The sequence below is a fragment of the Cohaesibacter marisflavi genome (assembly GCF_900115225.1).
GTDB lineage: Bacteria > Pseudomonadota > Alphaproteobacteria > Rhizobiales > Cohaesibacteraceae > Cohaesibacter > Cohaesibacter marisflavi.
In genome coordinates this window covers 263,975-290,831 of sequence record NZ_FOVR01000003.1, presented here as the reverse complement: position 1 = coordinate 290,831, position 26,857 = coordinate 263,975, and the positions used below count along the sequence as shown (strand labels likewise).

General features: G+C 55.6%; 20 protein-coding genes and 2 pseudogenes. 13 read left to right on the top strand and 9 right to left on the bottom strand.

The features are described from left to right. The first annotated feature begins 36 nt into the window (after positions 1-36). Positions 37-714, top strand: a complete 678-nt coding sequence (locus BM258_RS08040; protein WP_090071308.1) for a GNAT family N-acetyltransferase — start codon at positions 37-39, stop codon at positions 712-714. A 294-nt stretch (positions 715-1,008) separates the two neighbouring features. Then, positions 1,009-3,834, top strand: a pseudogene (locus BM258_RS24740) (EAL domain-containing protein); the annotation flags it as partial. A gap of 1,892 nt (positions 3,835-5,726) precedes the next feature. Here the strand turns inward: BM258_RS24740 and BM258_RS08030 are convergent. Next, a complete protein-coding gene (locus tag BM258_RS08030) occupies positions 5,727-6,311 on the bottom strand; it encodes a YqgE/AlgH family protein (RefSeq protein WP_244544633.1) in 585 nt (194 codons plus the stop codon). A 292-nt stretch (positions 6,312-6,603) separates the two neighbouring features. Here BM258_RS08030 and BM258_RS08025 point away from each other — a divergent pair, with 292 nt between their 5' ends. Continuing rightward, positions 6,604-7,467 (top strand): protein-disulfide reductase DsbD domain-containing protein, encoded by an 864-nt coding sequence (locus BM258_RS08025; RefSeq protein WP_175527988.1) that lies wholly within the window; start codon positions 6,604-6,606, stop codon positions 7,465-7,467. Between the two features lie 23 nt (positions 7,468-7,490). After that, the gene (locus BM258_RS08020; protein ID WP_090071305.1) at positions 7,491-7,982 is read left to right on the top strand and encodes a peroxiredoxin; all 492 of its coding nucleotides are present in this window, start codon (positions 7,491-7,493) and stop codon (positions 7,980-7,982) included. 666 nt (positions 7,983-8,648) lie between these two features. Here BM258_RS08020 and xseA read toward each other — a convergent pair. Next, positions 8,649-10,124 (bottom strand): annotated as a pseudogene (xseA, locus tag BM258_RS08015) (exodeoxyribonuclease VII large subunit); the annotation flags it as partial. 179 nt (positions 10,125-10,303) lie between these two features. On the opposite strand from xseA, the gene BM258_RS08010 reads away from it, so the two are divergent. The 5 genes from BM258_RS08010 (at position 10,304) to BM258_RS07990 (ending at position 15,335) form a co-directional block, all read left to right on the top strand. After that, positions 10,304-11,086, top strand: a complete 783-nt coding sequence (locus BM258_RS08010; protein WP_090070919.1) for a 16S rRNA (uracil(1498)-N(3))-methyltransferase — start codon at positions 10,304-10,306, stop codon at positions 11,084-11,086. A gap of 188 nt (positions 11,087-11,274) precedes the next feature. Continuing rightward, positions 11,275-11,958, top strand: coding sequence for a LysE family translocator (locus tag BM258_RS08005; RefSeq protein WP_244544632.1), 684 nt, complete (start codon positions 11,275-11,277; stop codon positions 11,956-11,958). Between the two features lie 280 nt (positions 11,959-12,238). Continuing rightward, positions 12,239-13,219, top strand: coding sequence for a DMT family transporter (locus BM258_RS08000; RefSeq protein ID WP_175527987.1), 981 nt, complete (start codon positions 12,239-12,241; stop codon positions 13,217-13,219). 138 nt (positions 13,220-13,357) lie between these two features. Further along, positions 13,358-14,737 (top strand): glutamate--cysteine ligase, encoded by a 1,380-nt coding sequence (locus BM258_RS07995; RefSeq protein ID WP_090070915.1) that lies wholly within the window; start codon positions 13,358-13,360, stop codon positions 14,735-14,737. Between the two features lie 223 nt (positions 14,738-14,960). Then, positions 14,961-15,335, top strand: a complete 375-nt coding sequence (locus BM258_RS07990) for a hypothetical protein (protein ID WP_090070914.1) — start codon at positions 14,961-14,963, stop codon at positions 15,333-15,335. A 112-nt stretch (positions 15,336-15,447) separates the two neighbouring features. On the opposite strand, the gene BM258_RS07985 is transcribed toward BM258_RS07990, so the two are convergent. Together BM258_RS07985 and BM258_RS07980 are read right to left on the bottom strand one after the other, a co-directional pair. Further along, positions 15,448-16,470: a lipocalin-like domain-containing protein gene (locus BM258_RS07985; RefSeq protein ID WP_090070912.1), complete on the bottom strand. Its 1,023-nt coding sequence runs from the start codon at positions 16,468-16,470 to the stop codon at positions 15,448-15,450. A gap of 579 nt (positions 16,471-17,049) precedes the next feature. Next, entirely contained in the window at positions 17,050-17,994 is a 945-nt protein-coding gene (locus BM258_RS07980; RefSeq protein WP_090070910.1) for an oxidoreductase, read from the bottom strand. Positions 17,995-18,116: 122 nt separating this feature from the next. Here BM258_RS07980 and BM258_RS07975 point away from each other — a divergent pair, with 122 nt between their 5' ends. Continuing rightward, a complete protein-coding gene (locus tag BM258_RS07975; RefSeq protein ID WP_090071298.1) occupies positions 18,117-18,641 on the top strand; it encodes a TetR/AcrR family transcriptional regulator in 525 nt (174 codons plus the stop codon). 170 nt (positions 18,642-18,811) lie between these two features. Here the strand turns inward: BM258_RS07975 and BM258_RS24930 are convergent, their stop codons facing one another. Further along, complete coding sequence (locus tag BM258_RS24930) at positions 18,812-19,126, bottom strand: BA14K family protein (RefSeq protein ID WP_090070908.1); 315 nt, start codon at positions 19,124-19,126, stop codon at positions 18,812-18,814. Between the two features lie 405 nt (positions 19,127-19,531). On the opposite strand from BM258_RS24930, the gene BM258_RS07965 reads away from it, so the two are divergent. Together BM258_RS07965 and BM258_RS24925 are read left to right on the top strand one after the other, a co-directional pair. After that, complete coding sequence (locus tag BM258_RS07965; RefSeq protein ID WP_175527985.1) at positions 19,532-20,494, top strand: DMT family transporter; 963 nt, start codon at positions 19,532-19,534, stop codon at positions 20,492-20,494. A 281-nt stretch (positions 20,495-20,775) separates the two neighbouring features. Further along, the gene (locus BM258_RS24925; RefSeq protein ID WP_280141753.1) at positions 20,776-20,904 is read left to right on the top strand and encodes a hypothetical protein; all 129 of its coding nucleotides are present in this window, start codon (positions 20,776-20,778) and stop codon (positions 20,902-20,904) included. A gap of 174 nt (positions 20,905-21,078) precedes the next feature. Here the strand turns inward: BM258_RS24925 and BM258_RS07955 are convergent, their stop codons facing one another. Next, positions 21,079-21,969: a LysR substrate-binding domain-containing protein gene (locus tag BM258_RS07955; RefSeq protein ID WP_090071296.1), complete on the bottom strand. Its 891-nt coding sequence runs from the start codon at positions 21,967-21,969 to the stop codon at positions 21,079-21,081. A gap of 416 nt (positions 21,970-22,385) precedes the next feature. On the opposite strand from BM258_RS07955, the gene BM258_RS07950 reads away from it, so the two are divergent. Next, positions 22,386-22,751, top strand: a complete 366-nt coding sequence (locus BM258_RS07950; RefSeq protein ID WP_090070901.1) for a DUF1127 domain-containing protein — start codon at positions 22,386-22,388, stop codon at positions 22,749-22,751. A 200-nt stretch (positions 22,752-22,951) separates the two neighbouring features. Here the strand turns inward: BM258_RS07950 and BM258_RS07945 are convergent, their stop codons facing one another. The 3 genes from BM258_RS07945 to BM258_RS07935 are packed head-to-tail and all read right to left on the bottom strand — an operon-like array spanning position 22,952 to position 25,955. Beyond that, complete coding sequence (locus BM258_RS07945; protein WP_090070899.1) at positions 22,952-23,659, bottom strand: LutC/YkgG family protein; 708 nt, start codon at positions 23,657-23,659, stop codon at positions 22,952-22,954. Then, complete coding sequence (locus tag BM258_RS07940) at positions 23,656-25,101, bottom strand: LutB/LldF family L-lactate oxidation iron-sulfur protein (RefSeq protein WP_090070897.1); 1,446 nt, start codon at positions 25,099-25,101, stop codon at positions 23,656-23,658. The genes BM258_RS07945 and BM258_RS07940 overlap by 4 nt, the downstream gene beginning before the upstream one ends. A gap of 14 nt (positions 25,102-25,115) precedes the next feature. Beyond that, positions 25,116-25,955 (bottom strand): (Fe-S)-binding protein, encoded by an 840-nt coding sequence (locus BM258_RS07935; RefSeq protein WP_244544631.1) that lies wholly within the window; start codon positions 25,953-25,955, stop codon positions 25,116-25,118. Positions 25,956-26,857: the final 902 nt, after the last annotated feature.

The window sequence follows — 26,857 nt, the reverse complement described above, 5'->3', positions numbered from 1 at the left end:
TGGCTGATCTTGTTTGCACATTGGAAAGGCATGGACATGTTTCCTGAGAAAGCTGCCCGCTTCAAAGGGATCCGCGCTGGAGCATCCACCAGCTTTTTTACGGCAGCCCTTGGCTCGATCGTAAGCCGAACCTCGGCGCGTGGGGCTGTCCACCCGCGTCTAAGTGGACATAGCCTCTATCTGCGTCACCCGGTTAAGGGAGATTTTGCCCAATGGGTGAGGCTGCGCACGGCCAGTGCCGGTTTCCTCAAACCTTGGGAGCCGCTCTGGCCACGGGATGATTTGACAATGCGCGGCTATCGCCGTCGGTTGGACCAGTACCGCCGGGACCGCAAGACCGGCCGCGCCTTGCCCTATCTGATTTTCGATGCCAGAGACAATCGCCTGCTGGGCGGGGTCAATGTCAGCAACATACGCAGAGGCATTTGCCAGACGGCAACCATTGGTTACTGGATGGGTGAAAATCACGCAGGACAAGGAAATATGAGTCGGGCATTGGCCTTGCTTCTGCCCTATTTGTTTGATTGTCAGGGCCTTCATCGCATCGAGGCGGCCTGTTTGCCAACCAACAGCGCATCCATCTCGGTGTTGAAGAAATCGGGCTTTCAGCTGGAAGGCAAAGCGCGTAGCTATCTCTGCATCAACGGACAATGGGAAGACCATCTGCTCTTCTCTGCCTTGCGCAGTGATGTCATCATGTCTGTCGGTTTTTGAAAATGGGCCGCATCGGTTCAGGCTGCTGGAGCGATTCCATTTTGTGATGGAATGTCCGATTGGTCATGGACAGACAAGAAGTGATGCTACGAATAACGCGCGTGTAAGGGGAAACCTTGCCTTCATAACAGCCTAAGCGGCCTTTTCCTTTTTAAAAAGGCAGGAAATTGAGAATTACGCCTTGTATGGCGCAAAGCAAAATTTTAACTATGGTGCACTGCGTCCACACGGATGCTGAATGAGAGAGGGCCCCTGGTGAATCGCGTATCCGTCCTGATCATATCTCTTCTGGCCATGATCCTTGGCTTGGTGGCCACGTCTGCCGCATGGGCCGTGGAAGCTGTCGATGTCAATGCTGACACCAAAGTGCTCAAGCTGGACAATGTGGTCGAGTTTTATGAGGGCGATGAAGATCGTTTGCAGGTGTCGACCGCGCCCGGTCCCGATGGCATCGTCCGCCGTATTGAAGTGCGCGCGCGCCAGCAAGGCTCTGTGCCGGGCTGGTTTGTGTTTGCGCTTGCCAACAACACGGATCGCCAGATCGACCGCTATCTGGTCGTACCCCATTTTCAGCTTTCCGGCTCCGGTTTGCTCAAGCCCGATCTGGGAGACCGGCGGGTCTATTCCATTTCCACCTCGCAAGGCTTTGCGCCAGAGCGTATCCCCGACACCGAGGCAGACGTGTTTCGCGTTACGCTTGACCCGGGCAATGTGGTTACCTTCGTCGGGGAGCAAAGCTCAAAGAGCCTGACGAGCCTCACTCTTTGGCAGCCAGAAGCCTATAAGGACTATGTCAACAGCTATACCTTCTATCGCGGTATCGTGCTTGGCATTGCCGGGCTGTTGGCGCTTTTCTTGACAATCCTGTTTGTCGTCAAGGGTGCAGCCATGTTCCCGGCGGCGGCCTTGTTGGCTTGGTCCGTGCTCGCCTATCTGGCGATCGACTTCGGCTTCATGGGCCGGTTATTCGATATTCCCACCGCGCATGAGCCAATCTGGCGCGCAGTGGCTGAGGTCGCTTTTTCCGCCTCTATTCTCATTCTGCTCTTTACCTATCTCACGCTGCATCGATGGCATGTGCGCTATCTGCACGCCTCCGGCGTCTGGTTGCTGTTCCTCATCGTTGTGCTTGGCGTAGCGCTTTATGATCCATCGCTAGGAGCCGGTATTGCGCGCCTGTCCATGGTGATCACGGCGGTCGCTGGCTTTGCCGTTATTCTCTATCTCTCCTACACCGGATTTGACCGGGCCATCATGTTGATCCCGACCTGGATTCTGATGCTGCTCTGGTTGCTCGCTGCGGGGGCTGCCGTGGCCGGTGTGCTGGACAATGATCTGGTGCAGCCAGCGCTCAATGGTGGCCTGGTGCTGTTGGTGCTGCTCTTCTGCTTCACTATCATGCAGCATGCCTTCTCTGGCGGCATTCTCGCACAGGGCATCGTGTCCGATAGCGAACGACGTGCGCTGGCCATTGTCGGCTCGGGCGATATCGTCTGGGACTGGGATGTTCCGCGCGATCGCATGCATACGTCACGCGAGGCGGAAAAGCTTTTGGGCCTCAAGCGCGGCGCTCTGGAAGGGCCTGCCCGCGATTGGCTTGATCTGATCCACCCGCAGGATAAAGACCGCTTCACTGCCGTATTGGATGCCATTATCGAGCAACGGCGCGGACGAGTGAATCTCGACTTCCGCCTGCGCGCTGAAGATGGCCATTATCACTGGTTCCGCCTGCGGGCGCGCCCCGTTGTTGGCACCGATGGTGAAGTCGTGCGCTGCGTGGGCACCTTGCTGGACACCACCAACCAGCGGACCGCCGAAGAGCGCATGCTCCATGATGCCGTGCATGACAATCTCACCGGGCTTGCCAATCGCGAGTTGCTGTATGATCGCCTGACAGCGGCCATGAACCGCACCAAGGCCGAAGGGGCGGCAAGACCTGCTACACTTCTGATCGATATAGATAATTTCCGCGAAATCAACGACAATTACGGCCTGTCTGTCGGAGACTCCATTCTGCTCACGGTCGCCCGCCGCCTGACGCGTTTGCTCAAGGTTCAGGATTCGATCGCGCGCTTCTATGGTGACCAGTTCGCCATTGTGCTTCTGTCTGAACAGCAGCCCGAGCGTATTGCCGTCTTTGCCGATAGCGCCCGCAAGGTGCTGCGTGCCCCGATCGTCTTTGGTGACAAGGAACTGAGCCTGTCGGTTTCCATCGGCATAGCCATTCATGATATTCAGGCCCATATGACCGCCGCTGACGTGGTCAATGACGCCGAGTTGGCACTCTATCATGCCAAGCGCATGGGCGGGGATCGCATTGAACCCTTCCGGCCTTCTCTGCGCCAGCAGGGCAAGTTGCGTGGTCCGCTCGATAAGGATTTGCAAGCCGCTATCGAACGCAACGAGTTCGAGATTGTCTATCAGCCGATCGTGGATCTGGAATCACGTATGATTCAGGGTTTCGAAGCGCTGACCCGCTGGCATCACCCTCAGCGCGGGCTCATTCCGCCGTCTGAATTCATCCCGGCAGCCGAGCGCACCGGCTATATCCTGCCGCTTGGGCTTTATGTCATGGAGCAGGCTGCACGCCAGCTCAACCAGTGGCAACAGGCGCTGGAAGGAATGGATCGGCTGTTCATGAGCGTGAATGTGTCGTCCCAGCAACTGCTTCGCCACGACCTGATCAATGATGTAAAGACCATTCTGTCGCGTTCCAGCGTCAATGCCGGCACCTTGAAGCTGGAATTGACCGAGAGCCTTGTGATGGAAAATCCCGAATATGCCTCTCAGGTGCTGATGCGTCTGCGTCAGCTGGGGGCAGGGCTTTCTCTGGATGATTTCGGCACGGGTTATTCGTCGCTGTCCTATCTACAGCATTTTCCGTTCGACACACTGAAGATCGACAAGAGTTTTGTCGTCAGTGACAAGGGTACATCGCAAGTCATCTTGCAATCTATCGTCAAGCTTGCCCATGATCTGGGTTTGAGCCTCGTTGCTGAAGGGATTGAAAGTGAGCAGTCTGTCGAGCAATTGAGCACCATGGGCTGCCCATTGGGGCAGGGTTATCTGTTTGGTAAACCGTTGACCGCTGAAGACGCCGAAATACTACTCACCAAGCAGATTGATCTGGCTCGTCAGATGCAGCAGGAAATGCAGGCACGCCGTCAGCGCGCCGCGCAGGAAGCTGCTGCCCAGAAAGCCGAAGAAGAACGTCAACAGCGCGAGGAAAAACGCCGCAAGGACGCCGAAGAGCTTGAACGCGCTCAGGCTCACGCCCGCGAAGTCGCTGCCCAAGGGTTCAAAACTCCCGAACCTGTGCGTAAGCAGCCAGAGCCGACCAAGGTTGAGCCATCAGTAAAAGAGGCCGCTGAGGAAGATTCCCTTGAAGCAATGCTCGCCGAGAGTTTGGCTGTTGAGCTGGAAGACACCTCAGACCAGACAGGCAATGGCAATACGGGCAACGGCAATAAAGAAGGGAAAGCTGCGGACGACAAAGCCAGGCATGCTTTTGAGCTGAAGGCGGGAGACATCACCCGAACAGCCCGTCAGACGCTTTCCAGTCCTGTGCCACACAAAGCTGCCCCTCAAGCAGCCGCTTCGCCAGGCAAGGCTGAAGAAGGCTCTGAACCAAAGCGCGAGAGCGCCGCTCCACATGCTGCAGCTCAGACGCCCCATCCGCACTATCCCTCAGCCAAAGAGGCAAAGAAGGATGACGAGGCATTAGATCTTCAGTCATCGCTTGAAGAAGCCGTTGGCTCAGCGGCTCAGGAAGCGGTTGCCGATATATCCGGCCAAGAGGCGGACGAGACGAAAATGTCCGGCAAGACCGCTGGTCGCTTCGGTGCTGCGTTGCGCGAGAAGATGAGTGGCGCCAAATCTCTCCTCTCCAACCCGTTTAAGAAGGCGGACGATGAAAAGGATGGTTCCAGCGCCTCCCAATCGGATGTTCCTGTTCCCATGCCTAGAGTTGCTGCCGCCAATCAGCCTGCCGAGAACAAGGCGCAGCCAGGAAAAGGCTCGCACAGAGGCCCGCAGAAAGGCAACCCGCAAGGTGGTCCGGCTGGCAAGGTCCAAGGGGGGAATAGACAAGGAGCAGCTCAGGCTGGCCGAGGTCAGGCAGGACAAGGACGGGCAGCGCAAGGACGGGCAGCGCAAGGCCCGGCATCACAGGCCAGAGGCCATCAGGGGCAGGGGCGTGATCATGCTCAAGGCCAGCGCAATGCCCAAGGGAAGGGTAATGCTCAGGGGCGTCCTGTGGCACACGGTCAGCCCAATCAGGCGACAGCTGCGGCTGATCAGAGCCGTCCGGCAATTCCTGCTCAGGGTGGGCCGCGTCAGGGTGACGCTTTGGGCGGGCCTCAAGACAATAACCAGTCTGGGCCAAGAAATGCCCAGCAAGGCACTCAGCGTGCGCCCGCGGCTCATGGTGGGCAAGGGGCTCAGGTGACGAAAGCTGCAGAAGAATCCCAAATGCAGGCACCTGCGCACTCTACGCAGACGGCTCAACCACAACCACAAGCGCCGGCAACCGTTCCTGTAGAGCCGGTTCGCTCTCCTGAAGGCAAAGCAGCCCTGATGGAGACCACGGCAGCGCCTGCCGTGGATGCGGGCGTGGCCTCTGAGCCAAAGCCCGCTGCGGGAAGTCATCCTGTCGTGTCAGAGGCCGAGGGTAACACACCGCCGGTCGTACCGGAGCAAACAGTACCCGAGCGTCAGCCGGAAGGGGAGAGTGCTGCTGTCCCGGCCCAGCTGTCAGACGCCGAGATTGCCAAGGCTCAGGACGATGGCGAATTCCCGTTCAATATGCCGGATCTTTCCAATATTGATCAGGATATTGCATCGGCTATTCAGCAGGCCATGCGCGGAGGCGGCAAGAAGTCCTGAGATCTCTTGCCTATTCACTCTGGCTCTTGATTTGGAAAAGTCGACTTAATGATGTCGGTTGTTTGCGTTTCGCTACAATCAGAGAATTTTTGGGGGGACGCCAAGTGGAGTGTCTCAAGTGGCACGCCTTAGGCGTGCCCGGCCTCGCTGGATAGCATCGACAGATCAATGCCCAAAAGCTTGAGCCCGGCCTCATAGCGCTGGTCCGGGGCGCATTCAAACAATAGGGACCGGTCGGCGTTGCAGGTCAACCAGCTGTTATTCTGCAATTCGTCTTCCAACTGCCCAGGAGACCACCCGGCATAGCCAAGCGTCAGCAGCGCCGAACTGGGGCCTTTGCCTTCGGCCAGAGCCTTCAGGATTTCAACCGTGGCCGTCAGGCAGATTTCACTGGAAACAGCGAGCGTAGATGCTTCCAGTTGATAGTCGGCACTATGCAGCACGAAGCCACGTCCCTGATCCACCGGCCCACCATCAAGCACATCCATGCTCTGCAGGGGTTGGGGCAGATTAATCATGTCTTCCTCATCGCTCAGGATATCGACCTGACGCAAAAGATCGGGGAAGGTGATTTGGCTGGATACATGATTGACCACAAGGCCCATCGCCCCATCTTCGGAATGAGAGCATAAATAGACAACAGAGCGCTCGAAATGCGGCCCCTTCAGGTTTGGCATGGCAATAAGAAACTGTCCCTCCAATGAAGAAGGCATTATGCTTGACTGCTGTTTTGTTACGTGCTCGATCATATCAATAAAGGTAACTGCGTGCATGGCGCGCTGTAAAGCGCTTCAATGGGGTGACTTGTCATCAAGCTATGTTTCATCACATAAAATTGTGTGTAGCCGGAGATGCAAATCGCAATAAGCATAGATGGTAGCCACAATAAGTTCAATTTTGAAGTTCAATGATGAACGAACGGGTTTTTGCATAGACGATCCTACGTCACCATGCCGGTGTGACGCGCCACCCGTTAAAGCCCGCGCAATAAAACAGGTGAAACCCATGAAGTCCATGAAACCATTTGAAAAATTCCAGACAATAACGGTGGCTTGCATGTTGATGGCTGCGGTTTCCACTCTGTTGCCTGTTACTTTTGCTCAGGCTGCGACTTCTGATTGGCAAGAAACCGAAGGCGGTAAAATGCGTCTTGTGAGCGCGGGCATGCAGAATGGCAGCCTCAAGGCCGGGCTGGAAATCCGATTGGATGAAGGGTGGAAGACCTATTGGAAAGTGCCCGGTGAGTCCGGCCTGCCACCCAGTTTCGACACCTCTGCGTCACAGAATGTTGCCAGCATCAAAACCCTGTGGCCGGTGCCCCACCGCATTGGGGCTGGCGGCATTGAGCTGCTGGGCTATAAGGACGCCATCATTTTTCCTTTCCTTGTCACGCCTGCAGACAAGAACGCACCTGTCGTGATGGATCTCGCCGCTCAGGTCGGGCTTTGTGCAGAGCTTTGCGTGCCGCTCGATGCGGAATTTTCCCTGAAGATTCCGGCCTCTGGCGATCACGATCTTGGAACCGAGCTGCTGATTGATCGCGATATGGCACTGGTGCCAACTGCCCCGCGTGACGATTTCACCATTACGGATATTAAACATGCCAAGATGGACGACGGCGGAGACAGCCTCATCATCAGTGCACGCATCCCAGATGGATATGGCAAAAAAGATCTGTTCGTAGAAGCGCCCGAGGGTTGGTTTTTGCCTCTGACAACCCATATGGAAAATAACGTAGAAGGGCAAGAACGCTTTTTTCTACGTCTTGAAGGGCTCCCCAAGGATGCAAAAACCCAAGGGGCCAAATTGACTTTTACGTTGACCAATGGCGATGAGGCCGTGGTTGAAACAAGAATTCTTGCAAAATAGATTTGAAGGAAAGAGAGGCCAAGATGATTAAAGTTGGCGACAAGCTTCCAGAAGCAACATTTCTCGTAATGGGAGAGGACGGCAAGGAACAGCGTACCGTGTCTGATCTTTGTGCTGGCCGCAAGGTTGTCATCTTCGGGGTGCCGGGTGCGTTTACACCAACCTGCCATCTCAACCATCTGCCGGGCTATATCAACAGCATTGACGGATTGCACGCGCTGGGCGTCGACGAGGTTGCCGTTGTGGCTGCCAACGACGTTTATGTCATGGACGCATGGTCCAAGGCGAGCGGCGGCAAGGGCCAGATTACCTTCCTGGCTGATGGCAATGCCGACTTTGCAAAGGCAACGGGCCTTGATCTGGACGCTACAGCGGGCGGCATGGGCATCCGCTTCCAGCGCTTTTCCATGATCGTGGACAATGGCACCGTGACCCACTTCAATCTGGAAGAAAATCCAGGCGAAGTCGAGAAGAGTGGTGCAACGGGCATCATCGCCCAGCTCAAGGGCGAATAACAGTCCTCGGATTTCTTAACAGGCGAAGCTTTGGATGCTTTGCCTGCGATAGACAAGACAATGCCAGCGGCTGTCAAAAGCTACTGGCATTTCTGATTTGTCTCAAGCGTACCGGGTTGGCGACCACGTCAAACGCGTCTAGCTTTAAAACAGGCTGCCCTGCGCGTCATCATCGCTCTTCTTGCTGCTTTTTTTGCGCGGGCGGGCCGGCTTTTGCGGCTCTTTGGCTTTGTCTTGTTCCTTGAGGCGCGTCAGGATTTCCTGTTCGATCGCTTCGGTGAGCTTGGCGGTTGCCTTCTCCAGTCGTTCCGCAGAGGCGTCTTCGGTCAGAACTTTGGCGACAGCCTCCTCAACTGGAGCATTATCCTCTTTCGGGGTTGCTTCCGGTTCGCCTTCTGGTGTTTCCGGTACGGGCACATTTTCAACCGGAATATCCTTGGCTTTGGCTACGCGCCGACGGGCCCGCTTGCCCGCGATCGTGCGCAAATGGGCTTCGATATCTTCCGCAGAAATCGCGTCGGCGCTCATGATGCCGGTCGATCCGGCTTCGGGCGTACTATCAGTCTTGTCCTCGCTTCTTTCCTCGGCTGCCGGGACAATGGCTTCAGGAGTGCTCGGCGGGTTCGCCATGGAAACCGGTCCGGGCTCGTAGCTATCGATCAGGGAAGCGGTGGCGCTGATGGAGCCATCCTCGAAGCTGAGGCTGAGGGGAGAGCCGGGATTGATCTGTTCGGCCCGGCGAATCAGTTTGCCATTGCGGTCGCGAACCAGCGCAAAGCCGCGTTTGAGTACGCCCTTGTGCGAAAGGCTCTCGAGCAGGCGGCTGGCCGCATCCAGTTGCTTGCGCTTCTGCTCAACGGTGAGAAGAGACACGCGATTGAGCCGCGCAGTCCGGTCCGTCAGCCGCTCTGTCTGTAGCTCGATGCGCCCCGTGACAAGTTCGGCGCGCAGGCGGACAGCGGTGCCCGAAAGCTGGGCGCGCTTGGTCTGGCTGGAGATGGCAAGGCTCTTGTGCAGGCGATCGCTGCGCTCGCCAAGGCGGTCTCTCTGCACTTTCAACCGCTCGGTCACAAGGGTGGGGCGCAAACGGCCTGCCGCGACATCCAGCCGGGAACGGCGCACTTGCGTTGAACCGATCAGGCCCTGCTCGAGACGCCCCGAAACCATATCAAAGCGTTGACGGGCCAGCGCCAGAATGTCCCGCGGTTGTGGTAGGGCACGCGCTGCCGAGCGCAGATCGGAGCGGCGGCGATCCATCATGCGCGAAATGGCGCCATATTGGCGCAAATGCAGATCGCCAAGGGTGGCCACCAGTTCTGATCGCACCGGCAGAGCCACTTCGGCAGCCCCCGTCGGGGTTGGCGCACGCAAGTCGGCGACATAATCGATGAGCGTGACGTCGGTCTCATGGCCGACAGCGGAAATCACCGGAATATCACTCTCGGCAACCGCGCGGGCCGGGGCTTCTTCGTTGAACCCCCAGAGATCCTCAAGGCTGCCGCCGCCGCGCGCCACGATAATCAGGTCCGGGCGCGGAATGGGGCCGCCAACCGGCAGCGCATTAAAGCCACGCACACCATTGGCCACTTCTGCGGCGCAGCTCTCGCCCTGAACCCGCACAGGCCAGACGATGACATGCACCGGAAAGCGATCTCGCACACGATGCAGGATATCGCGGATGACCGCGCCGCTGGGCGAGGTGACAACACCAATCACACTGGGCAAATGGGGAAGGGGCTTCTTGCGCTCCTGCGCGAACAGCCCTTCTGCCGCCAGTTTCTTCTTGCGCTCTTCCAGAAGCGCCATCAGTGCGCCTGCGCCAGCTGGTTCCATATGGTCGATGACCATTTGATATTTGGACTGGCCGGGGAAGGTCGTCAGCTTGCCGGTGGCAACCACTTCAAGTCCCTGTTCGGGTTTGACTGCTAACTTGCTGGCCGCACCGCGCCAGATGACGCCCGAGAGCACCGACTTGTCGTCTTTCAGATCAAGATAGATATGGCCCGATGCGGGACGAGACACCCGCCCCAGCTCACCACGCACGCGCACATAGCCGAACTGATCCTCGATGGAGGATTTCACCGCATAGGAAATTTCAGAAACGGTAAATTCGGCTGCATTGCTGGGCGCGCGTTCGACCATGATGATTCCTGATTGAGATTCGTTTGAATTGGTCCATTGGTGCCCATCTTTGCACCTCTGGTCAAGCATCGGGCCGGAGCTTTTGCGCCAAAGCGGCACGGATCACACAGTGCCCCCTTGCTCTTGGGGGAAATTCAGTTAAGAAAAAGGGGAAAACAGATCGACCGAACGAGGCCGCCATGTCCCATTATGATTTCAAGAGCCAGCGCCTGTGGGTGGAACAGGATATTGCCGAGCGGATTGCCATCCCGTGCGAACGGGCACAGGCCAACTATCTGCTCAATGTCCTGCGCATGCAGGAAGGCGACGAGATGCTCATCTTTAATGGCAGGGATGGCGAATGGAAAGTGGAAGTCCGTCCCATGGGCCGCAAGAAATGCGCGCTCATTCCGGTTGAGCAGGTGCGCCCTCAGCCTAAGCCTGAGGCGAGTGATCTGCATTATCTGTTCGCGCCGCTTAAGTCCGCCCGCATCGACTATATGGCGCAGAAAGCGGTGGAGATGGGCGTTAGTCAACTGCGCTCTGTTTTCACTCAACACACGCAGGAGCGCCGCCCCAAGCTCGACAAGATGAGGATGAATGTCGTGGAGGCTGCCGAGCAATGCGGCATTCTGGCCATTCCCGACGTGACAGAGGCGACACCCCTTGCCAAGCTGCTGGCCAATTGGGAAAGCACTGACGAAGGACGCCACATCATCTTCTGTGATGAAGGGGAGTTGGGCAAAGATCCTCTGGCCATTCTCGATACCATTCGCGGGGAGGGCAACGCCGTGCCGCCGCTTGCTGTTCTCATTGGTCCGGAAGGTGGCTTCTCGGCAGAAGAGCGCGAAACGTTGCGTGCATCTTCTTTCGTAACCCCCATTCCGCTCGGACCCCGCATCTTGCGCGCCGATACCGCCGCAGTGGCAGCATTGGCCATCGTTCAGGCGGTTCTGGGAGACTGGGCTGACCAGCCACACTGAGGGGCGAACCGGGCAAAGCAGTTGGGTTGATGGGCATGCCTGACCATGCGTCCGGGTTGCCGATTTGCCGCTGTGCTTGAGGGTTGTTTCCTTTGCCCTATGGGGCTAGGCTCATTTCACTTTCCAATGAAAGGCTGGCCAACCAAGTCAGTTTTTTCTTTTTCAGCACGATCCAAGAGCCGGTTTGAGTGAACCATCAAACTGGCGATCCAGAAAGCCGTTCGATCATGTTCATGTCCGCCGAGGCCTGGGGCCTGTTTCTTGTTGCCTGCCTGATGCTCAATTTAGCGCCGGGGCCAGATCTTATTTTCATTCTGTCGCGCACATTGGGGCACGGTCGAAAAATCGGATTTGCAGCCTCGCTCGGCGTTTGTTCTGGTGCCTTGGTGCATGTCATGGCCGCAGCCCTTGGGGTGTCTGCCATTTTGGCAACCTCTGCCACGGCCTTCATGATCGTCAAATATGTGGGCGCGGGCTATCTGGTATGGCTCGGGGCCAAGGCACTCTTTTCACGTGAGAGCGTTCTGCCGACAGAGGCCAAGCCGAAAAAGCAGCTTTCGGACTGGGCAGCCTATCGTCAGGGCGTGCTGATTGATGTACTCAATCCCAAGGTCGCTCTGTTTTTCCTCGCTTTTCTACCCCAGTTCATCCCGCATGATGGCACGCTCAATGGGCATCAGATATTTCTGGATACCGTTCTGCTTGGTGCCATCGTCATTGGTGTCGGGCTGGTCATTGAGGCGGGCTTCATCATGCTGGCCGCCCCTTTGGGTACCTATCTGCGCAATAACAAGACCGTTGCTTTATGGCTGGATCGCGCCTTTGGCGGCCTGCTTGTGAGCCTTGGAGCCAAATTGGCCCTTACGGATTAGCCCTTCTTCCCCGCCCTGCATGGAGTGGAGGCAGGCGAATGAAGCTGTTTGGTTCGATCCATCACAGACACTGTGTGATTGATCAATAAGTTTCATTTGTTGCATTGCGCACCATACTGTAGGGGAGTTCTGTAACGACACTGCCTGATCGGAACAGAAATTCGGTCAGGCATTTGGTATTTTCCGAGATTTTCTTTCATTGATCTGATCGGGAGCAAGCTGCGTCTTCGCTCAAGGCTTGCTCCGAATAATGTCCAATTGCTGTAGTGAGGCCGAGAGCATGTCTGCCAGTACACCCAAAACTGCCAGTTTCGAAGGGGATAATCCCGTTCTGGGTATTCTCCTTATGGTGCTCTTCTGCATGCTGATTCCCTTCAGCGATGCCTGTCTGAAGCTGTTGGGAGAAACTGTGCCGGTGCTTACGGTGATTGTGGTGCGCTTCAGTCTTCAGTTCCTGTTCATGGGGGCCATCATGCTGATCAGGCAACGAACCATCGGCCATATCTTCCGTTTGTCTTCCTATATCTGGTGGCGGCTTCTGATCCGCGCGGTGATGCAGATTTCCGGGATTGCCTTCATCTATATTGGCCTCATGTATATGCCGCTGGCGGATACAACAGCTATTTGCTTCATCTATCCGATCCTGATGTTGCTGGTTGGTCATGTGGTCATGAAGGAGGTCGTTGGTCCCCATCGCATTATGGCGGCTCTTGTCGGTTTTGCCGGTACGTTGATGGTGGTTCAACCCAATTTCATGGAAGTGGGATTGAATGCTCTATGGCCTGTTGGCGTCGCCTTCACATTCGTGATTTTCATGCTCGCAACGCGTCAGACAAGCCGGGGGATTGATCCTGTCACGGTTCAGGTCCTGTCCGCTGTCATCGCTCTTGTGATTGTCGCTGTGCCCATTCTGCTGCTCAATGGCGACGGCTTTGAAGCGTTTGATCTGAAATCGCCTTCTCGCGAGGAATGGCTGTTTCTGGTTGGTGCCGGGGTGATCGGCTCGCTCGGACATCTGTTGATGACTGCGGCGGTTCATCTGGCTCCCTCTGCCACTCTGGCGCCGATGCAATATCTGGAAATTCCCTTTGCCACCTTTATCGGATGGCTCATCTTTTCCGATCTGCCCAATAGTCTCGCAGCCTGGGGCATTGCAGTGACCGTTGCCGCCGGGCTCTACATCATCTACCGTGAGCAGAAGGCCTTAAATGAGAGCCGCAGACAATCCGCCATCGAGTTGCCTGCTGAAGAGATTATCTGATCGGGGGGCTGCTTGCACAGATTTTTCAAAACTAGCGCAGCTCACCCATTGTAACCCCTGTTTCGAATGCCTAATTTGACAATACGTGACATATGAAGAAGCATTGTCACGCTTGCCATATTTCAAGGAGCCTGTTTCATGGCCGCTTCCCAAACAAAAACTGAAGCCCTGACCCTTAACGACCGCAACGCTCTGATTGAGTCCATTTCGACAGGGGAGAAGCCAAAGGAAAAATGGCGCATCGGCTCTGAGCACGAGAAATTCACTTTCTACAAAGACAGCTTTACCCCCGTCCCTTATGAGGGGGAGCGCGGAATCGAACGCCTGCTGCTGGGCATGGAAGGCCTGCTGGGCTGGAAACGCATCGAGGACAAGGGAAAGATCATCGGACTTGTCGACCCCATCGAAGGGGGGGCTATTTCCCTTGAACCGGGTGGCCAGTTCGAGCTGTCTGGCGCACCGCTGGAAAATCTCCACCAGACCTGCCGCGAAGTGCACCGTCACCTGGCGCAATTGCGCGAAGTGGCAGATCCACTCGGCATCGGTTTCCTTGGTCTGGGCGTGTCACCGAAATGGCACCTAGATGAAGTGCCAGTGATGCCAAAAAGCCGCTACGACATCATGATGAATTACATGCCCAAGGTTGGCAGCCGTGGGCTCGACATGATGTTCCGTTCCTGCACCATTCAGGTCAATCTTGATTTCTCCAGCGAAGCGGACATGGTGCAGAAGATGCGTGTCGGCCTTGCTCTGCAGCCCATCGCGACCGCGCTGTTTGCCAACTCGCCCTTCATTGATGGCCACAAGAATGGCTACCAATCCCTGCGCGGGGCGATCTGGCATGATACCGACAAGGACCGCACCGGCATGTTGCCGTTCGCCTTTGAAGAAGGCTTCGGCTATGAGCAATATGTCGACTGGGCGCTTGATGTCCCGATGTATTTTATCACGCGTGACCACACCTATTATGACATGACCGGTCTTACCTTCCGCGAATATCTTGGCGGCAAGCGCAAGGACGGGATGCCGGATACCGAGCCGACCCTGCAGGATTGGGAAGACCATCTCACCACCGTGTTCCCCGAAGTACGCCTCAAACGCTATATCGAAATGCGCGGTGCAGACGGAGGGCCATGGCGACGCATTTGTGCGTTGCCGGCGCTTTGGACTGGCCTGCTCTATGATCAATCGTCGCTAGATGCGGCGTGGGATCTGGTCAAGGACTGGACGGCAGAGGAACGTGATGCCCTGCGCATCGCTGTTGCCACGCATGGCCTCAAAACCCCGTTCCGTGACACAACCGTTCTGGAGCTGGGCAAGAAGGTCGTCGATATCGCCCGCAAGGGGTTGGCTGCTCGAGCGCGGGTCAATGGGGCCGGCTTCGATGAAACCCAGTATCTTGCTGCCTTGGAAGAAACGGTCACGCTCGGTCTGACGCCGTCTGATCAACTGCTCATGCGCTATAACAACGAATGGGGCGGTAACATCAATCGCGTTTTTGAAGATTTCGCTTACTGAGCATCTATCGTTTTTTCGATAGTGAAGGGCGCTGTCCGGGCTTTCCTCAAGAGGAGGGTCAATACAGCGCTCTTTCTTTATGTGTTTTCAAGACGCAAACACATTCTCGAAGGCACAGACAGGGCCATATCCCTGCCACGAAGCGTTGCACAAGTCGATTTGTCCTGTGGTGCGCAGGAGGGGCTGTGCTAGGATAACGCGACCTGTCAGAGGGGGAGATGTCATGAAAGCTGCCATTCGAATGACCCTTGCCGTCCTGCCGTTCGTTTTTTTGACAGCCTGTGTGCCTGCAAAGATAAGCGGACAAAAGCCGGACGGTACGAAAATCAAGATCCAGTTTTATCCCGGCGGGCCAAAGCTTGATGATCTGGTGATCTTTGAGGGAAAAAACTATTTCGGCAAGGTGTCGGAACTCGATAACGATCCGGCCAAGGACATCCGCTTTACCCTGAATGAGGGCAAAATCTTCATCGCCGAATGCACCGCGGTGCAAGTGGACAAGGCCAACACCCCAAAATGCATGGAATATGAAATTTACCGTAGTGACGATGAAGCCATTCCCGAGCGGACGGTCTTTTATCGCCCGCGCTGGTATTAGGCACAAAAGCGCGCCCTGACTGTTCGCTGAACAGAGGCTATAAACGCCCCTATCAGCGATGACAGCAAGGCCAGAAGGCACAAGATGCGTGGGCTATCTTGCTCATCAAGTGTTAGCGCCAGCGGCCAACCATTTCCACGAAGCCGTCGCCGGTGACTTCCTCGCCATACATATAGCCGTTGACATTGATTTTGCCGTCAAACTTGATCAGGTTGCCAATCTTGGAAACGACCTCGCGCTGCTGGTAGGGCAGGCTGATTTGCAGGCAAGTTTCGAAAGGTTCATGGGAAAGAACCACATGGCGCGGATAGCGACGGCCCGAAAGGCGACTGTCCATGAAATCGTTCATTTCCAGCGGATCAATTTTCTCGACAATATGGGTGCCATCAGGCAGCACCACCGTGCAGCAGGTATCCTGTCGATTGCGAGCAAAATCCCACAATTGCGAAACACTGAGCCGGATGCCGTTGTCGAGCTGCGGATACAGATTGATCCACTGACGCTGTTCTAAATTCCGGTCCAGACTGAATCGACGCGGCAAGGCACCAAACTGACGATTGAGCCACATGGCGCCGGTTACGCTTTGCGGTTTTCCCATGAGTTCAACATTGCCGGAAAGCTGAATGGCTGGCAGGGCGAATTTATACTGCTGTGCTCCAAGGAAGTGGAAATTGCCTTCCCCGTTATTCACCAGAATGGGCGCGTTGACATGGCCGGAGAGCTCGATGGATGCATCGGGAAGCTCGGCATTGATCGTCAATTCGTTGCCGCTGCCATAGATATCCAGCTCGTGGGTCGAGAATTTGAGAGACTGCTCACTGATCATGATGTCCTTGAGAGGAACAGTATTCTCCACCTCGCGAATCCAGCCGGTGTCCTGATCCATCAGGCACATGCTGACAGAAATCTGGGCCTCACTGCCCCGTTGCTGGATGATGAGTAGATGCACTCGGAAACTGAAATGCTTTCCGCCGCCACGCAAGCTTGTTGAGAATTGCCATGATTCCAGAGGATGCAGGCCACCATGCCAAGCGAGGTCATGGGCGAGGCTTGCATTGGATTTTTTCACCATCTTGCCGCGGTAGGGGGCGTGAAAGGTGATGTCTTGGGTTGTTTGAGCCTTATTGAGTTGCATACAGGACCTCCCTCTAAGCAAATTCCGGTCTGCGACACAGTTGTCGCGGTTGGATGAAGCGCCAGGGTTGGCTGAAGGGCGGTTCGGAAAAGATGTCTCTCTGGCTTTCAATAGCGCACGAGAAATCCGGGGACCTGTCTAAGTCTCCGACGTCCTCCTAACATCGAAGCTGATGACTCATGCGCGAAACTGGTACGACGAAAAGGATTGCCGACACTTGTACGAACACGCCTTGCACTGCCTCCCTGAGCAGTTCTGCTTATTTTTCAAGGTTTGCCTTCTGCTTACAGCTTGTAAAACAACAATGTGTCATAAATATTATTGCCACTTGACTTTGTAAGCGATGTGCATTGGTCGTTAGAGTTCGACTCGTGATACCCTGCAAGTATATGTTAGCGCTTAACTATGTAGTTTAGTCAAGGGAAATATTGTCACGTGAGCAATTTTTAATTTTGTACTGCTTTTGGCATAAATGATTGCTATATCAACAGGCAAAATACTGGTGTTCATGCTATAAAAATGGACAATAATGCAAGAATGCCAGTATGGTGGTAGGCCTGAAATTGTAGCTCTTATAAGTTAGTCTTGACTCAAGAAAGAAATACCAAGCAGCTTTTCACTTTCGGCCCACAAGCGCGCTGAGCGCTCCAGATCCAGTGCATGGGGGGCGATGTGGCTCAGCGAAACAGGCCCGCGCATATCGAAAAAGCCGGTCGGGCCATAATAGGCGCCTCGCTGTGCTTCCAAACCGGCAGCCGCCAATACGGTTGGGACTGCTCCCAAGGCGCTTGGTTGGGCAATGAGAGCATTGAGCGGCTTGTAGATCATGTTCAACAGACCTGTCGGGCCGCTGCTTTGCAGATTGGTGTTGGAATAACCCGGATGGCAGGCAATGGCGATGGCCGGGCTCTGCGCTTTGGCAAGCCGGCGATCCAGCTCAAAGGCAAACATCAGATTGGCCAGCTTGCTTTGTGCGTAGGCCTTGGTTGAGGAGTATTTCTTTTCTCCCATCAGATCGCCAAAATGAATACGCCCCAGACGATGGGCGATGGAAGAGACCTGAACCACGCGCCCGCCTGCCGCTTCCACCCGATCCAACAACATACTGGTCCAGAGAAAATGCCCTAGATGGTTGGTGCCGAACTGTAATTCAAATCCATCTGCAGTCTGACACTTTGGTGTCTGCATGATGCCCGCATTGTTGATGAGACCATCTATGCGTTGCGTGATCGCACGCACGCCATCAGACGCCCTGCAGATGCTGGAGCGATCGGCCAGGTCAAGGGTCACCAGATTGATGGTGCCGGTGGAAGTGGCCTCCAGCATCATGCGTGCCGAGGCTGCCTTTTGTGTCGACCGGCAAGCCAATATGAGGTCGGCGCCTCTGCGTCCGAGCATCTGGGCCGCCTCAAAGCCGATGCCGGAATTGCCGCCAGTAATGACAAAGCACTTGCCGGAGAGGTTCGGCAAGCGGTCTTCTCGCCAATTTTCAATCTTGTTTTGTGAAATAGACTGTTCGTTCATATCAAAATGTCCAAAGGGCTTGAGAGGAAATAACGAAGAGGGTACGGTCAAGGATCAATATACATAGTTTACAAAATAGATAAAAAATGTCAACTATGTAACTTTAATGTGGTAGAGCCGTGATGAATGTCAATGAAGTAGTGATGATCTTTTGCCAATACGGCTTTCGAAAAGCCTCAATGGAAGACATTGCAAAGGCTGCCGACTTGTCGCGCCAATCGATCTACAAAAAATTCAAATCCAAGGAAGGTGTCTTTGAATGGGCCATCATGGCCCTGACCCAAGACGCGCATTCAGCTGCCATGGCCGCTTTGAATGATGAAAGCCAGCAAGGCCCGGTGCGCATCATAGAGGCGTTTGATCGTTGGGCAGGCGATTTCGTGCCCATGATCCGCGGCACACCGCATGGCTCTGAGGTTTTGGAGCGGGCTTTGGAAATCTTTCGGGATAAGGGGCATGCTGGAGACGAGCTGCTTTATGCAAATATGGCGCGTTTACTGATTAAGTGCGAATTGGCAAGCAGCAGGCAACAGGCTGATGACAAGGTTTTTGCGCTTTCAGCCAGTGCAAAAGGGCTCCTGTTGCGCGCAGAAAGCCCGCAGGAGTTCACCGTAGGCATGGCGCGTATCGTCAAGGCGATTTCATAGCAAGCAAAAACGCGGTGAAAACGAGCGTGCCCGATTAACAGGCGTTGCCCCGGAGCGTTGGTTCCGGGGATCATGTGTTGCCATCTGAGGAAGAGAGATAAGACACGTTGAGTAGCTCTAAAACCGCAGCAAAGACAGTCATAACCCTGCCTGATGCGGTTTAGGCACATTCAGAGTCTGCACCGACGACGCGGACCATTATACGGTTGGAATGTGCAATCCCAAGCGCGGAAGCTGCGATACCGCATCGAGCAGGCGCGAACGTTGCAATAGCGCGGTGGTGGTGGCCGATAGATGACCCTTGGCCGTGGACGCCAGCGTGGATAATACCGTCTGACTGGAGGCCGCCAACGCCTGACGGGCGGTGGGCGGTTCCAGCTGCGTGGCGGTGGAGGCGCAAACTGGGCTGTTGCCGTGGTTGGAAGAGCAAAGCTGCCAAACGCGGAGAAGATCAATGCCAAAGCGACCAGATACGTGAGTTTCATGATCGTAACTCCTGTCGCAAGAGTGGAATGAAAGCTCAAAGCGAGCAAAACGCAGTACAAGGCCTTAGCGCCATTATCCCACTTTTCACCATTCTGGTCGAGACGTATTTATGTAGCAGGGCGGGCAACCGACGTCCGTGCGAAGACTATGAGAGTATCTCAACTTTATAAGCGGAACGGTTAATTAATTTTTGTTTTCAAATAAATGGCTCCGCAGCTCTGGTGGGCACCCAGTCTCGTTGGTCGATAAGGACATGACAAGAGAGAGCCGTTGCCATATGGGCATCAATATGTTTGATGCGTCCTGCAACTATTCTCATTGGATTGCATTGTGGCCATTTGATAATCTGCGCTCCTGTTTTGGTGCAGGATCGATCCTTCGCGCCACATTCTCAGGATAGCAAGATGAGCGCAGCAATCATTCCACCTTCTCAGGCAGGAACCTCGGTTAGCGAATCCGCCAAGGCCTCCACTATGTCCAGCAAGGATATCGGTCTTTATGGAATGATGATCGTCGCCTGGGGGACCAGTTGGATCGCCATGGCCCATCAGGTCGAAATTGTGCCCGCTCTGATCACCGGCGTCTACCGCTTCACACTTGCCGCCGCCGTTACCTTCCTATGGGCCTTGCTGGGCAAATATCCCTTGCGCTTTCCATTGCAGGTGCATCTGCGTCTGGCAATGGTGGGCATCTTCATGTTTTCGTCCAACTTCGTGATGTTCTATTTCGCTGCAGGCTATATCGCCTCCGGTCTGATGGCGGTGATCTTCTCGCTGGTCAGTCTCTTCAACATCATCCTCAGCGCTTTGTTTCTTGGCATGCGCCCCACGAAATTGGGCATGGTGGGCACGGTTTTGGGATTATCCGGGATCGGGCTGATTTTCTGGCCCGAGATTAGCGCCAACGTTGGCGACCAAGGGGTGCTGTATGGGCTGGGCTTTGGTCTTGGTGGGACGCTGCTCTTCTGCACCGGCAATATTCTGTCTGTCTCGAACAGGAAACTCGACATACCGCTCATCAGTGCCAATTGCTGGTGCCTGACTTACGGGTCTCTCTGGCTTCTCTGTCTGGCGTTGGTACTTGATGTGCCCTTCATCATGGACTGGAGCGCAGAATACTGGATTGCCATGGCCTGGCTGGTCATCATGGCTTCTGTGGTGGCCTTTTGGGGCTATATGACCCTGCTGAGCTCGATTGGACCAGCGCGAGCTGGCTATCTTACTGTTCTATTCCCCGTTGTCGCGCTGATGCTCTCCACCCTGTTTGAGGGCTATCAATGGTCTTTGTGGGGGCTCATCGGATTGGCGGCAATCATCGCGGGCAATATTCTGGTCATGCGAAGTGGCCGCAAGCAAGCCGCCGTATAGGCTAACGCTTGGAGCAAAGCCCGTCTAGCGGCTTCAGCCGATGAGGCTTCAGTGAAGCCACGGGCTTCCATCAGACCGTGGGTGCCACTGGGCGACCCTTCCGTTCATTTCGGCAATGTCGAATACGGGCTCGGGGGAAGGGCGAAAACTGAGGATATAGCCAAGAAACTCATCCTGTTTCTTGAGCAATTGTCCCCGCCGGTAATAAACAAGGATCGTGCAAAACTGCGCGCCGCACAAGCTGCTCCGCTCCAGTCTGCCCTTGCAATGGAGCCCTTGCAATGGAGCCCTTGATGGGAGAGCACCAGATCCAGCTTGCCGTCTCCGTTCAGATCAACCTCGAAGACGCCTTGGTGATGAAAGCGACCCGCGCCGCTCTCGCAGCCCGCTTCGATCTGCTGATTGAGTAGATAAAGAGTTGCTTTGCTGCGGGGAGCAGCAAAGGCGCTGCGATCAACGAGTGCCAACAGCCCAGCCATCATGCAATTAATCAAAGCGCGTGCCGCTTTGTCTGGCATGAGTGCATCCCCGTTCATATGTCCCCCACAGTCTGGAACCAAGGCCCGAAACCAGAGCTATCCGGCTTATTCTGCGGCCAACGCAGCACCGCCGGAAACATTGTCCAGTGCATTGACGATATGAGCGGCCAGCGCATTGTGGATGCGGTCTCGCGCATTCTCCGAGCGTAACAAGGCGATATCACAATGCTTCATCTCGGGGAAGCCCTCCCGTTCTCCCAGAACCCGCATGTCAGAGGTGAGGGCGCTTTCCGGCAACACGGAGATCGCCAGACCGGCCATCACGGCGCCGGTGTGGGCCGCAGCCGAGGAACTGACATAGGCGATGCGATATTTCTTTCCGGCTTTGGAAAGAGCCTCGGTGGCTGCGGCTCTCCAAGTGCAGGTCTTGGTGCCAAGGGCCAGAGGAATGGTCGCCTGACAATGCACGGAGTGATGGGCGGAGGAAACCCACAACAGAGGCTCCGAGCGAATGATGCGGCCATTGCGTTCCTGTGTCCGATTGCCATGGGTGACAATGCCCAAATCCAGCCGCCCATCCTGAATACGCCGATGGATGCAGGAGCTTTGCTCGCACACCACTTCAATCTCTATGTTTGGGTGGGTGGTGGCAAAGCTGGCCAAAACTGTTGGCAACAGTCTGGGCGCATAGTCGTCAGGCAATCCGAGACGAACCTTGCCGGACATGGCATCAGAGGAAAAGGCGGCAATGGTCTCCGCATTCAAAGACAGCATGCGCCTGGCATAGTCCAACAGACGCAGACCTGTGTCGGTGACGCGGCTCTGGCGGCCATCGCGCACGAAGATCGTTTGTCCAACCCGTTCTTCCAGCCGGCGCATCTGCATGGACACGGCGGACTGCGTCTTGTTGACCTGCTCGGCAGCCTTGGTGAAGCTGCCGGTTTCGGCAATAGCAATGAAAGTGCGAAGCTGGTCCAGATCAAGAAGGGCGTTCATCAGCAATCTCCATGTGCCTTGGTATGTGCCCTTGGAATGTGCCTCCAAGGCATTCCGCGCAGCGCGCAAGGTCATAAGCAAAAGCGATCAATATGTCTGATCAATATTTATCATTGATCCAGATGTAGATCTATCAAAAATTCAGATGGTTTCCATAAAAAACATTCGTTGGATTTATTGTTCTCTTTTTGAGATAGTTGTTTACAACAACAAAGGACACTTGCCCGTTGGCTGTATCTTAGGCTTTTCGCCACTTGGCGCATGCGTCTTTTGAATTTTGGAACTGGTGGTCTTGGCTGAGAGCTTTTCGAATCTTGTGGCCCGATTGCCGCAGAGAAACAGCCTTCGTTCAAACCTCAAGTGTTGGTTCATCCTCGCGTGAGGGGAGATGAAGTCCAAGCCAAAGGAGACAAGACATGCTGACAGTATTTCTGAATTCTGCATTCTCATCGGCCATGGCCGGCCTTGTACGCCTTGTGACTGCGGGGGCGACCATCATGCGTAACCGCGCAGCCCTGAAAAACCTTCGGGAGCTGGATGAGCGCACCTTGGCAGATATTGGCCTGACACGAGGAGACGTGATTACCGCTGCATCGCAGCCGCTTCACAAGGATCCAATGCTGATCGATCCGTTCGATGCAAAACGCCGGATTCATGCCCGTGAACTGGAAGTGCTGGCGCGTTGGGCCCGGCCAGAAATTGAAGAGAGACAGCCACTTCCAGCAGAGAAATTGACCGCAATCAAACAGACGCCGGTTTGTTGCGGATCAGAGGGAGCTTAGCAGCCGCACTGCCTGACCGTCGGCAGCTCCCGAGGCGGTCGCCCATTTGATTAAGCAGCCAGGGGTCCTCCTTGAGACCCCTGTTATCCTTGGCCCGCCCCTTGAGGCGGGCCTTTTTTTGTCTCGAAGCGAGTGCAAACAAGAGCCACAGCCAGAGCTGCAGAGGCGCCTCGACGATCCCTCTCGTCAGGCCGTATCCATTAGCCGATGACAATCACATGCACGGCACGCGGCCCGTGAGCCCCGAGCATGATTTTCTGCTCGATATCTCCCGAGCGTGACGGGCCTGTGATCATGTTGAGCGCGCGCGGCATGTGAGCCACCCCGCTCATATCGCGCAACTGGTCGTGAATGCTTTCATAATCGCCTGCTATGTCGTTGGCGTCGAGCACGATGATATGGTTTTCTGGCAGGAAGTTGATGGTGGTCGGGTTGTCTGGCCCCGAGGCGAGCACGGCTGTGCCGGTTTCTGCCACACCGCCCATGGCGTGATTGACGCCCACAAGGTCTGTACCGTCGGAGGGGCCAATGGTGCGTTCAAGCTGTGGTTCGGTGCGCCAGTTTACCGCCTTGAGGCGCGGGTCTTCTCCCATCACGATGGCTTGGGGCAGGTTATGCTCCCGCAAATATTGGGTGATGGCACCGGGCAAGTCGTCATAGGAGCCGATGCGTGCCGTGGTCGATGAGACACGCTCGGCATAGTCCATGAACATGGCAACTTTCTCATAATGGCCCACCTGCGCACGCTTGGGCACAATGCCTTTTGGTCTGGATGCGAGGCGCTCTTGCACTTCTTGACGCGCCTCATTGCGGTTCGGGTCGGCTCCTTCGCTGACAGAGGCGAGAGACCGGCGGATTTTGCCAAGGATGGCGGATTTGGCCGCGCTGTTGTCGTGACGCTCACTCATGCCGCATCTCCCTTCGTCTGCCCACGTTCGGCCTCACGCTCCGCCCACATCTGCTGGAAGGTCTTGCCCTCAGGGGCGGGGAACTCGCGATGTTTGGTCCATCCTCCGGCGGCGGGCAGGCGACGCATCAGGGCTGTTTGTGGTGCCAGATATTTCATCACCCGCATGCCAATACGCATGGTGCGGTGATAAAGCTTGGGGCGGCGGGCAAAATAGGCCCAGCCCTTGAGTCCCCAACGCTGTGGTGTGGGGTTGAGATGGCGCTCATATTCCCTCTCGCGCCAATGACGCAGCATCTTGGGCAGGGGAATGCGCATCGGGCAGACACTTTCGCAGCGCCCGCAAAGCGTTGAGGCATTGGGTAGATGACCTGCCTTGTCCACTCCGACAAGGGATGGCGTCAAAACCGACCCCATTGGCCCCGGATAGACCCAGCCATAGGCATGGCCGCCCACGGCATGATAGACAGGGCAATGGTTGATGCAGGCCCCGCAACGGATGCAACGCAGCATTTCTTCAAAATCCGTGCCCAGCATTTCCGAGCGACCATTGTCCAGCAGCACGACATGATATTCTTCCGGTCCGTCAGGGTCTTCCGTCCGGCGCGGTCCGGTGGAAAGGGTGGTGTAAACGCTCTGTTCCTGCCCTGTGGCCGAGCGGGCCAACAGGCGCAGGAAGACATCCAGATCATTAAGGGTCGGGATCACTTTCTCGATGGACGCCAGCACGATATGCACTCGACTGAGAGTCTGTGTTAGGTCGCCATTGCCCTCATTGGTCACGATCACCGACGAGCCACTTTCGGCCACCAGAAAGTTGGCGCCCGTAATGCCGACATCGGCTGCGAAATATTTCTCGCGCAACACTTCTCGCGCTTCACCAAGGAGGGTGACCGGATCATCCAGATTGCGGTTCGGGTCAAGATTGGTGTGGGCACGGCGGAAGTCTGCTTCCACCTGATCCTTGGTCACATGCACCGCAGGCGCGATGATATGGCTGGGATGCTCCCCCCTCAGCTGGATAATATATTCGCCAAGGTCGGTCTCGGTCACTTCCATGCCATCGGCTTCGAGAAAGGCATTGAGCTGCATTTCCTCCGAGATCATCGATTTGCCCTTGGTCATCGTTCGCGCTCCGACCGAATGACAGATATCGCGTACGATCTCGCAGGCATCCTGAGCCGTTTCCGCCCAATGCACATGCCCGCCGCTGGCTGTGACCTTCTTCTCGTAATCTTCCAGATAGACATCCAGATGCTTGAGCGCGTGTGTTTTGATATCACGCCCCAGATCGCGCAGATCCTCAAACTCGGGCAGAGCATCAACCGAGGCTTGCCGCTTGCCGATAAAGCCTGCCTCGACATTCTTGAGGGCCTTTTGCAGGGTGGCGTCAGCAAGAGCGTCGCTGGCATTCTTCTTGAAATCGCGTGACTTGATTTCCATCAATCCGCCTCCCTCTAGCGACCGGATTTCTCGCCGATAGCCGGACCATCGGCCATATCGGCCAGCACTTCGGCAATATGGCGCACCTGAATGGCCGACCCGTCGCGCTTGAGCTTGCCCGCCATATTCATCAGGCATCCCATGTCGCCAGCAAGCAAGGTGCCCGCTCCGGCCTTGGTGATATTGTCGGTTTTCTTCCCGACGATGGCGTTTGAAATATCGGGATATTTAACACTGAAGGTGCCGCCAAAGCCGCAGCAGACATCATTGTCAACCATCTCCTTGAGGTCCACACCGGGAACCGACGCCAGAAGCTTGCGCGGCTGATCCTTGATGCCGAGTTCTCGCAGACCCGAGCAGCTGTCATGATAGGTGACCGAGCCGGTGAAATGGGAGGACACGCCCTCGATGCCGGCCACATCCACCAGAAAGCTGACCAATTCATAGGTCTTGCCAGCAACCGAAGCCGCACGGTCTGCCCATTGTGGCTCATCGGCGAGAAGGGATGGATAATGCTTGCGGATCATGCCCGCGCAGGAGCCGGATGGCGCGACCACATAATCATAGCCCTCGAACGCCTTGATCACCTGTTTGGCCAACGCCCTGGCATCATCCTTGTCGCCCGAGTTATAGGCAGGTTGTCCGCAGCAGGTCTGGTCTTTGGGTACTTCCAGCGTAAAGCCGGCATCTTCCAACAGTTTGACCGCAGCAAACCCCACTGTTGGCCGGAACAGATCCACAAGGCAGGTAACAAACAGACCGACAGTCTTGCCGGAAACATCCGTGCCTCTGGAGCCATCCCTCTTCTGTTCAGGCGTGGAGGGGGCGGAGAAATTCATTTCAATCTGGTTCATCGATCTCGGTCTTTGTAACGCTTGGGGCTATCAATCAATCGGATAATCAATTGGCGCAATCGCAGTGGTCCAAGGCATCTATGGCCTTGCTGTCTGTCAGAGAAGAGCTGCCTTGAACCTCAAGGCGCTACCCGCAAGGGGAAGCTCTTTTCCGGGAAACTGGTGTGGTGGCAGTCTGGAGATAAAAGAACAGATACGCAAGAGCACCAAAATGGCCTCTGACTGAAAAATACGCCTTTCCCACTGGGAGGATGCTGCGAAGCGAGGCCTATCCGCAAAAAGGGCAAGGGCTGCCATTCTTCCTTTTTCACAGCTCGACTATGGAATGAGATGGCTGTTTCTGCAGCAGAAGGCAGAAGAGATGCTTGCGGGATATCTTCCTAAAATCCATGGATTAAGCCGGAATCTGGTAAGCTGCATTGCCAGGTCGGGCTCGCTTCTTGCTGGTGCGCTCCGGGAATCCTTCGGGATTTGACAGGCGAACGAATTCAAAAAAGGGCTTGTGTCTTGGGCCGGAAAGAGAAAAGATGGTGGAGCAAAATCGGAGCAGTTTGTGATGGTATCGGTCAAGGCATTGGCCGAAGCTGTTCTTGTTCCGCAGAAAGAGGCCCGGGTTTCTTTCTGGGATGATGACGTGCGTAGGTCGTATGCGCTCCCCCTTGCGGGTGAGCATGAGCATGGCCAAGTAATTGCCCCGATTGCAAACAGACCATTAAGCGCGTGAAGCGCGAGGCCGCATGCGCCCTTTACGGCGATGTGCAGGAGATGCAAAGGGTCTATGGAGGAGGCAAGAGAGCTGAGGGTTTGCTATTCCGCGCCTCGGCTCTCTTCATTCCTGGGGGCCGACCATTTCACGAAAGACTTTACCTGATTTCAAGGGTGGCGATGCGTAAATTGATGGC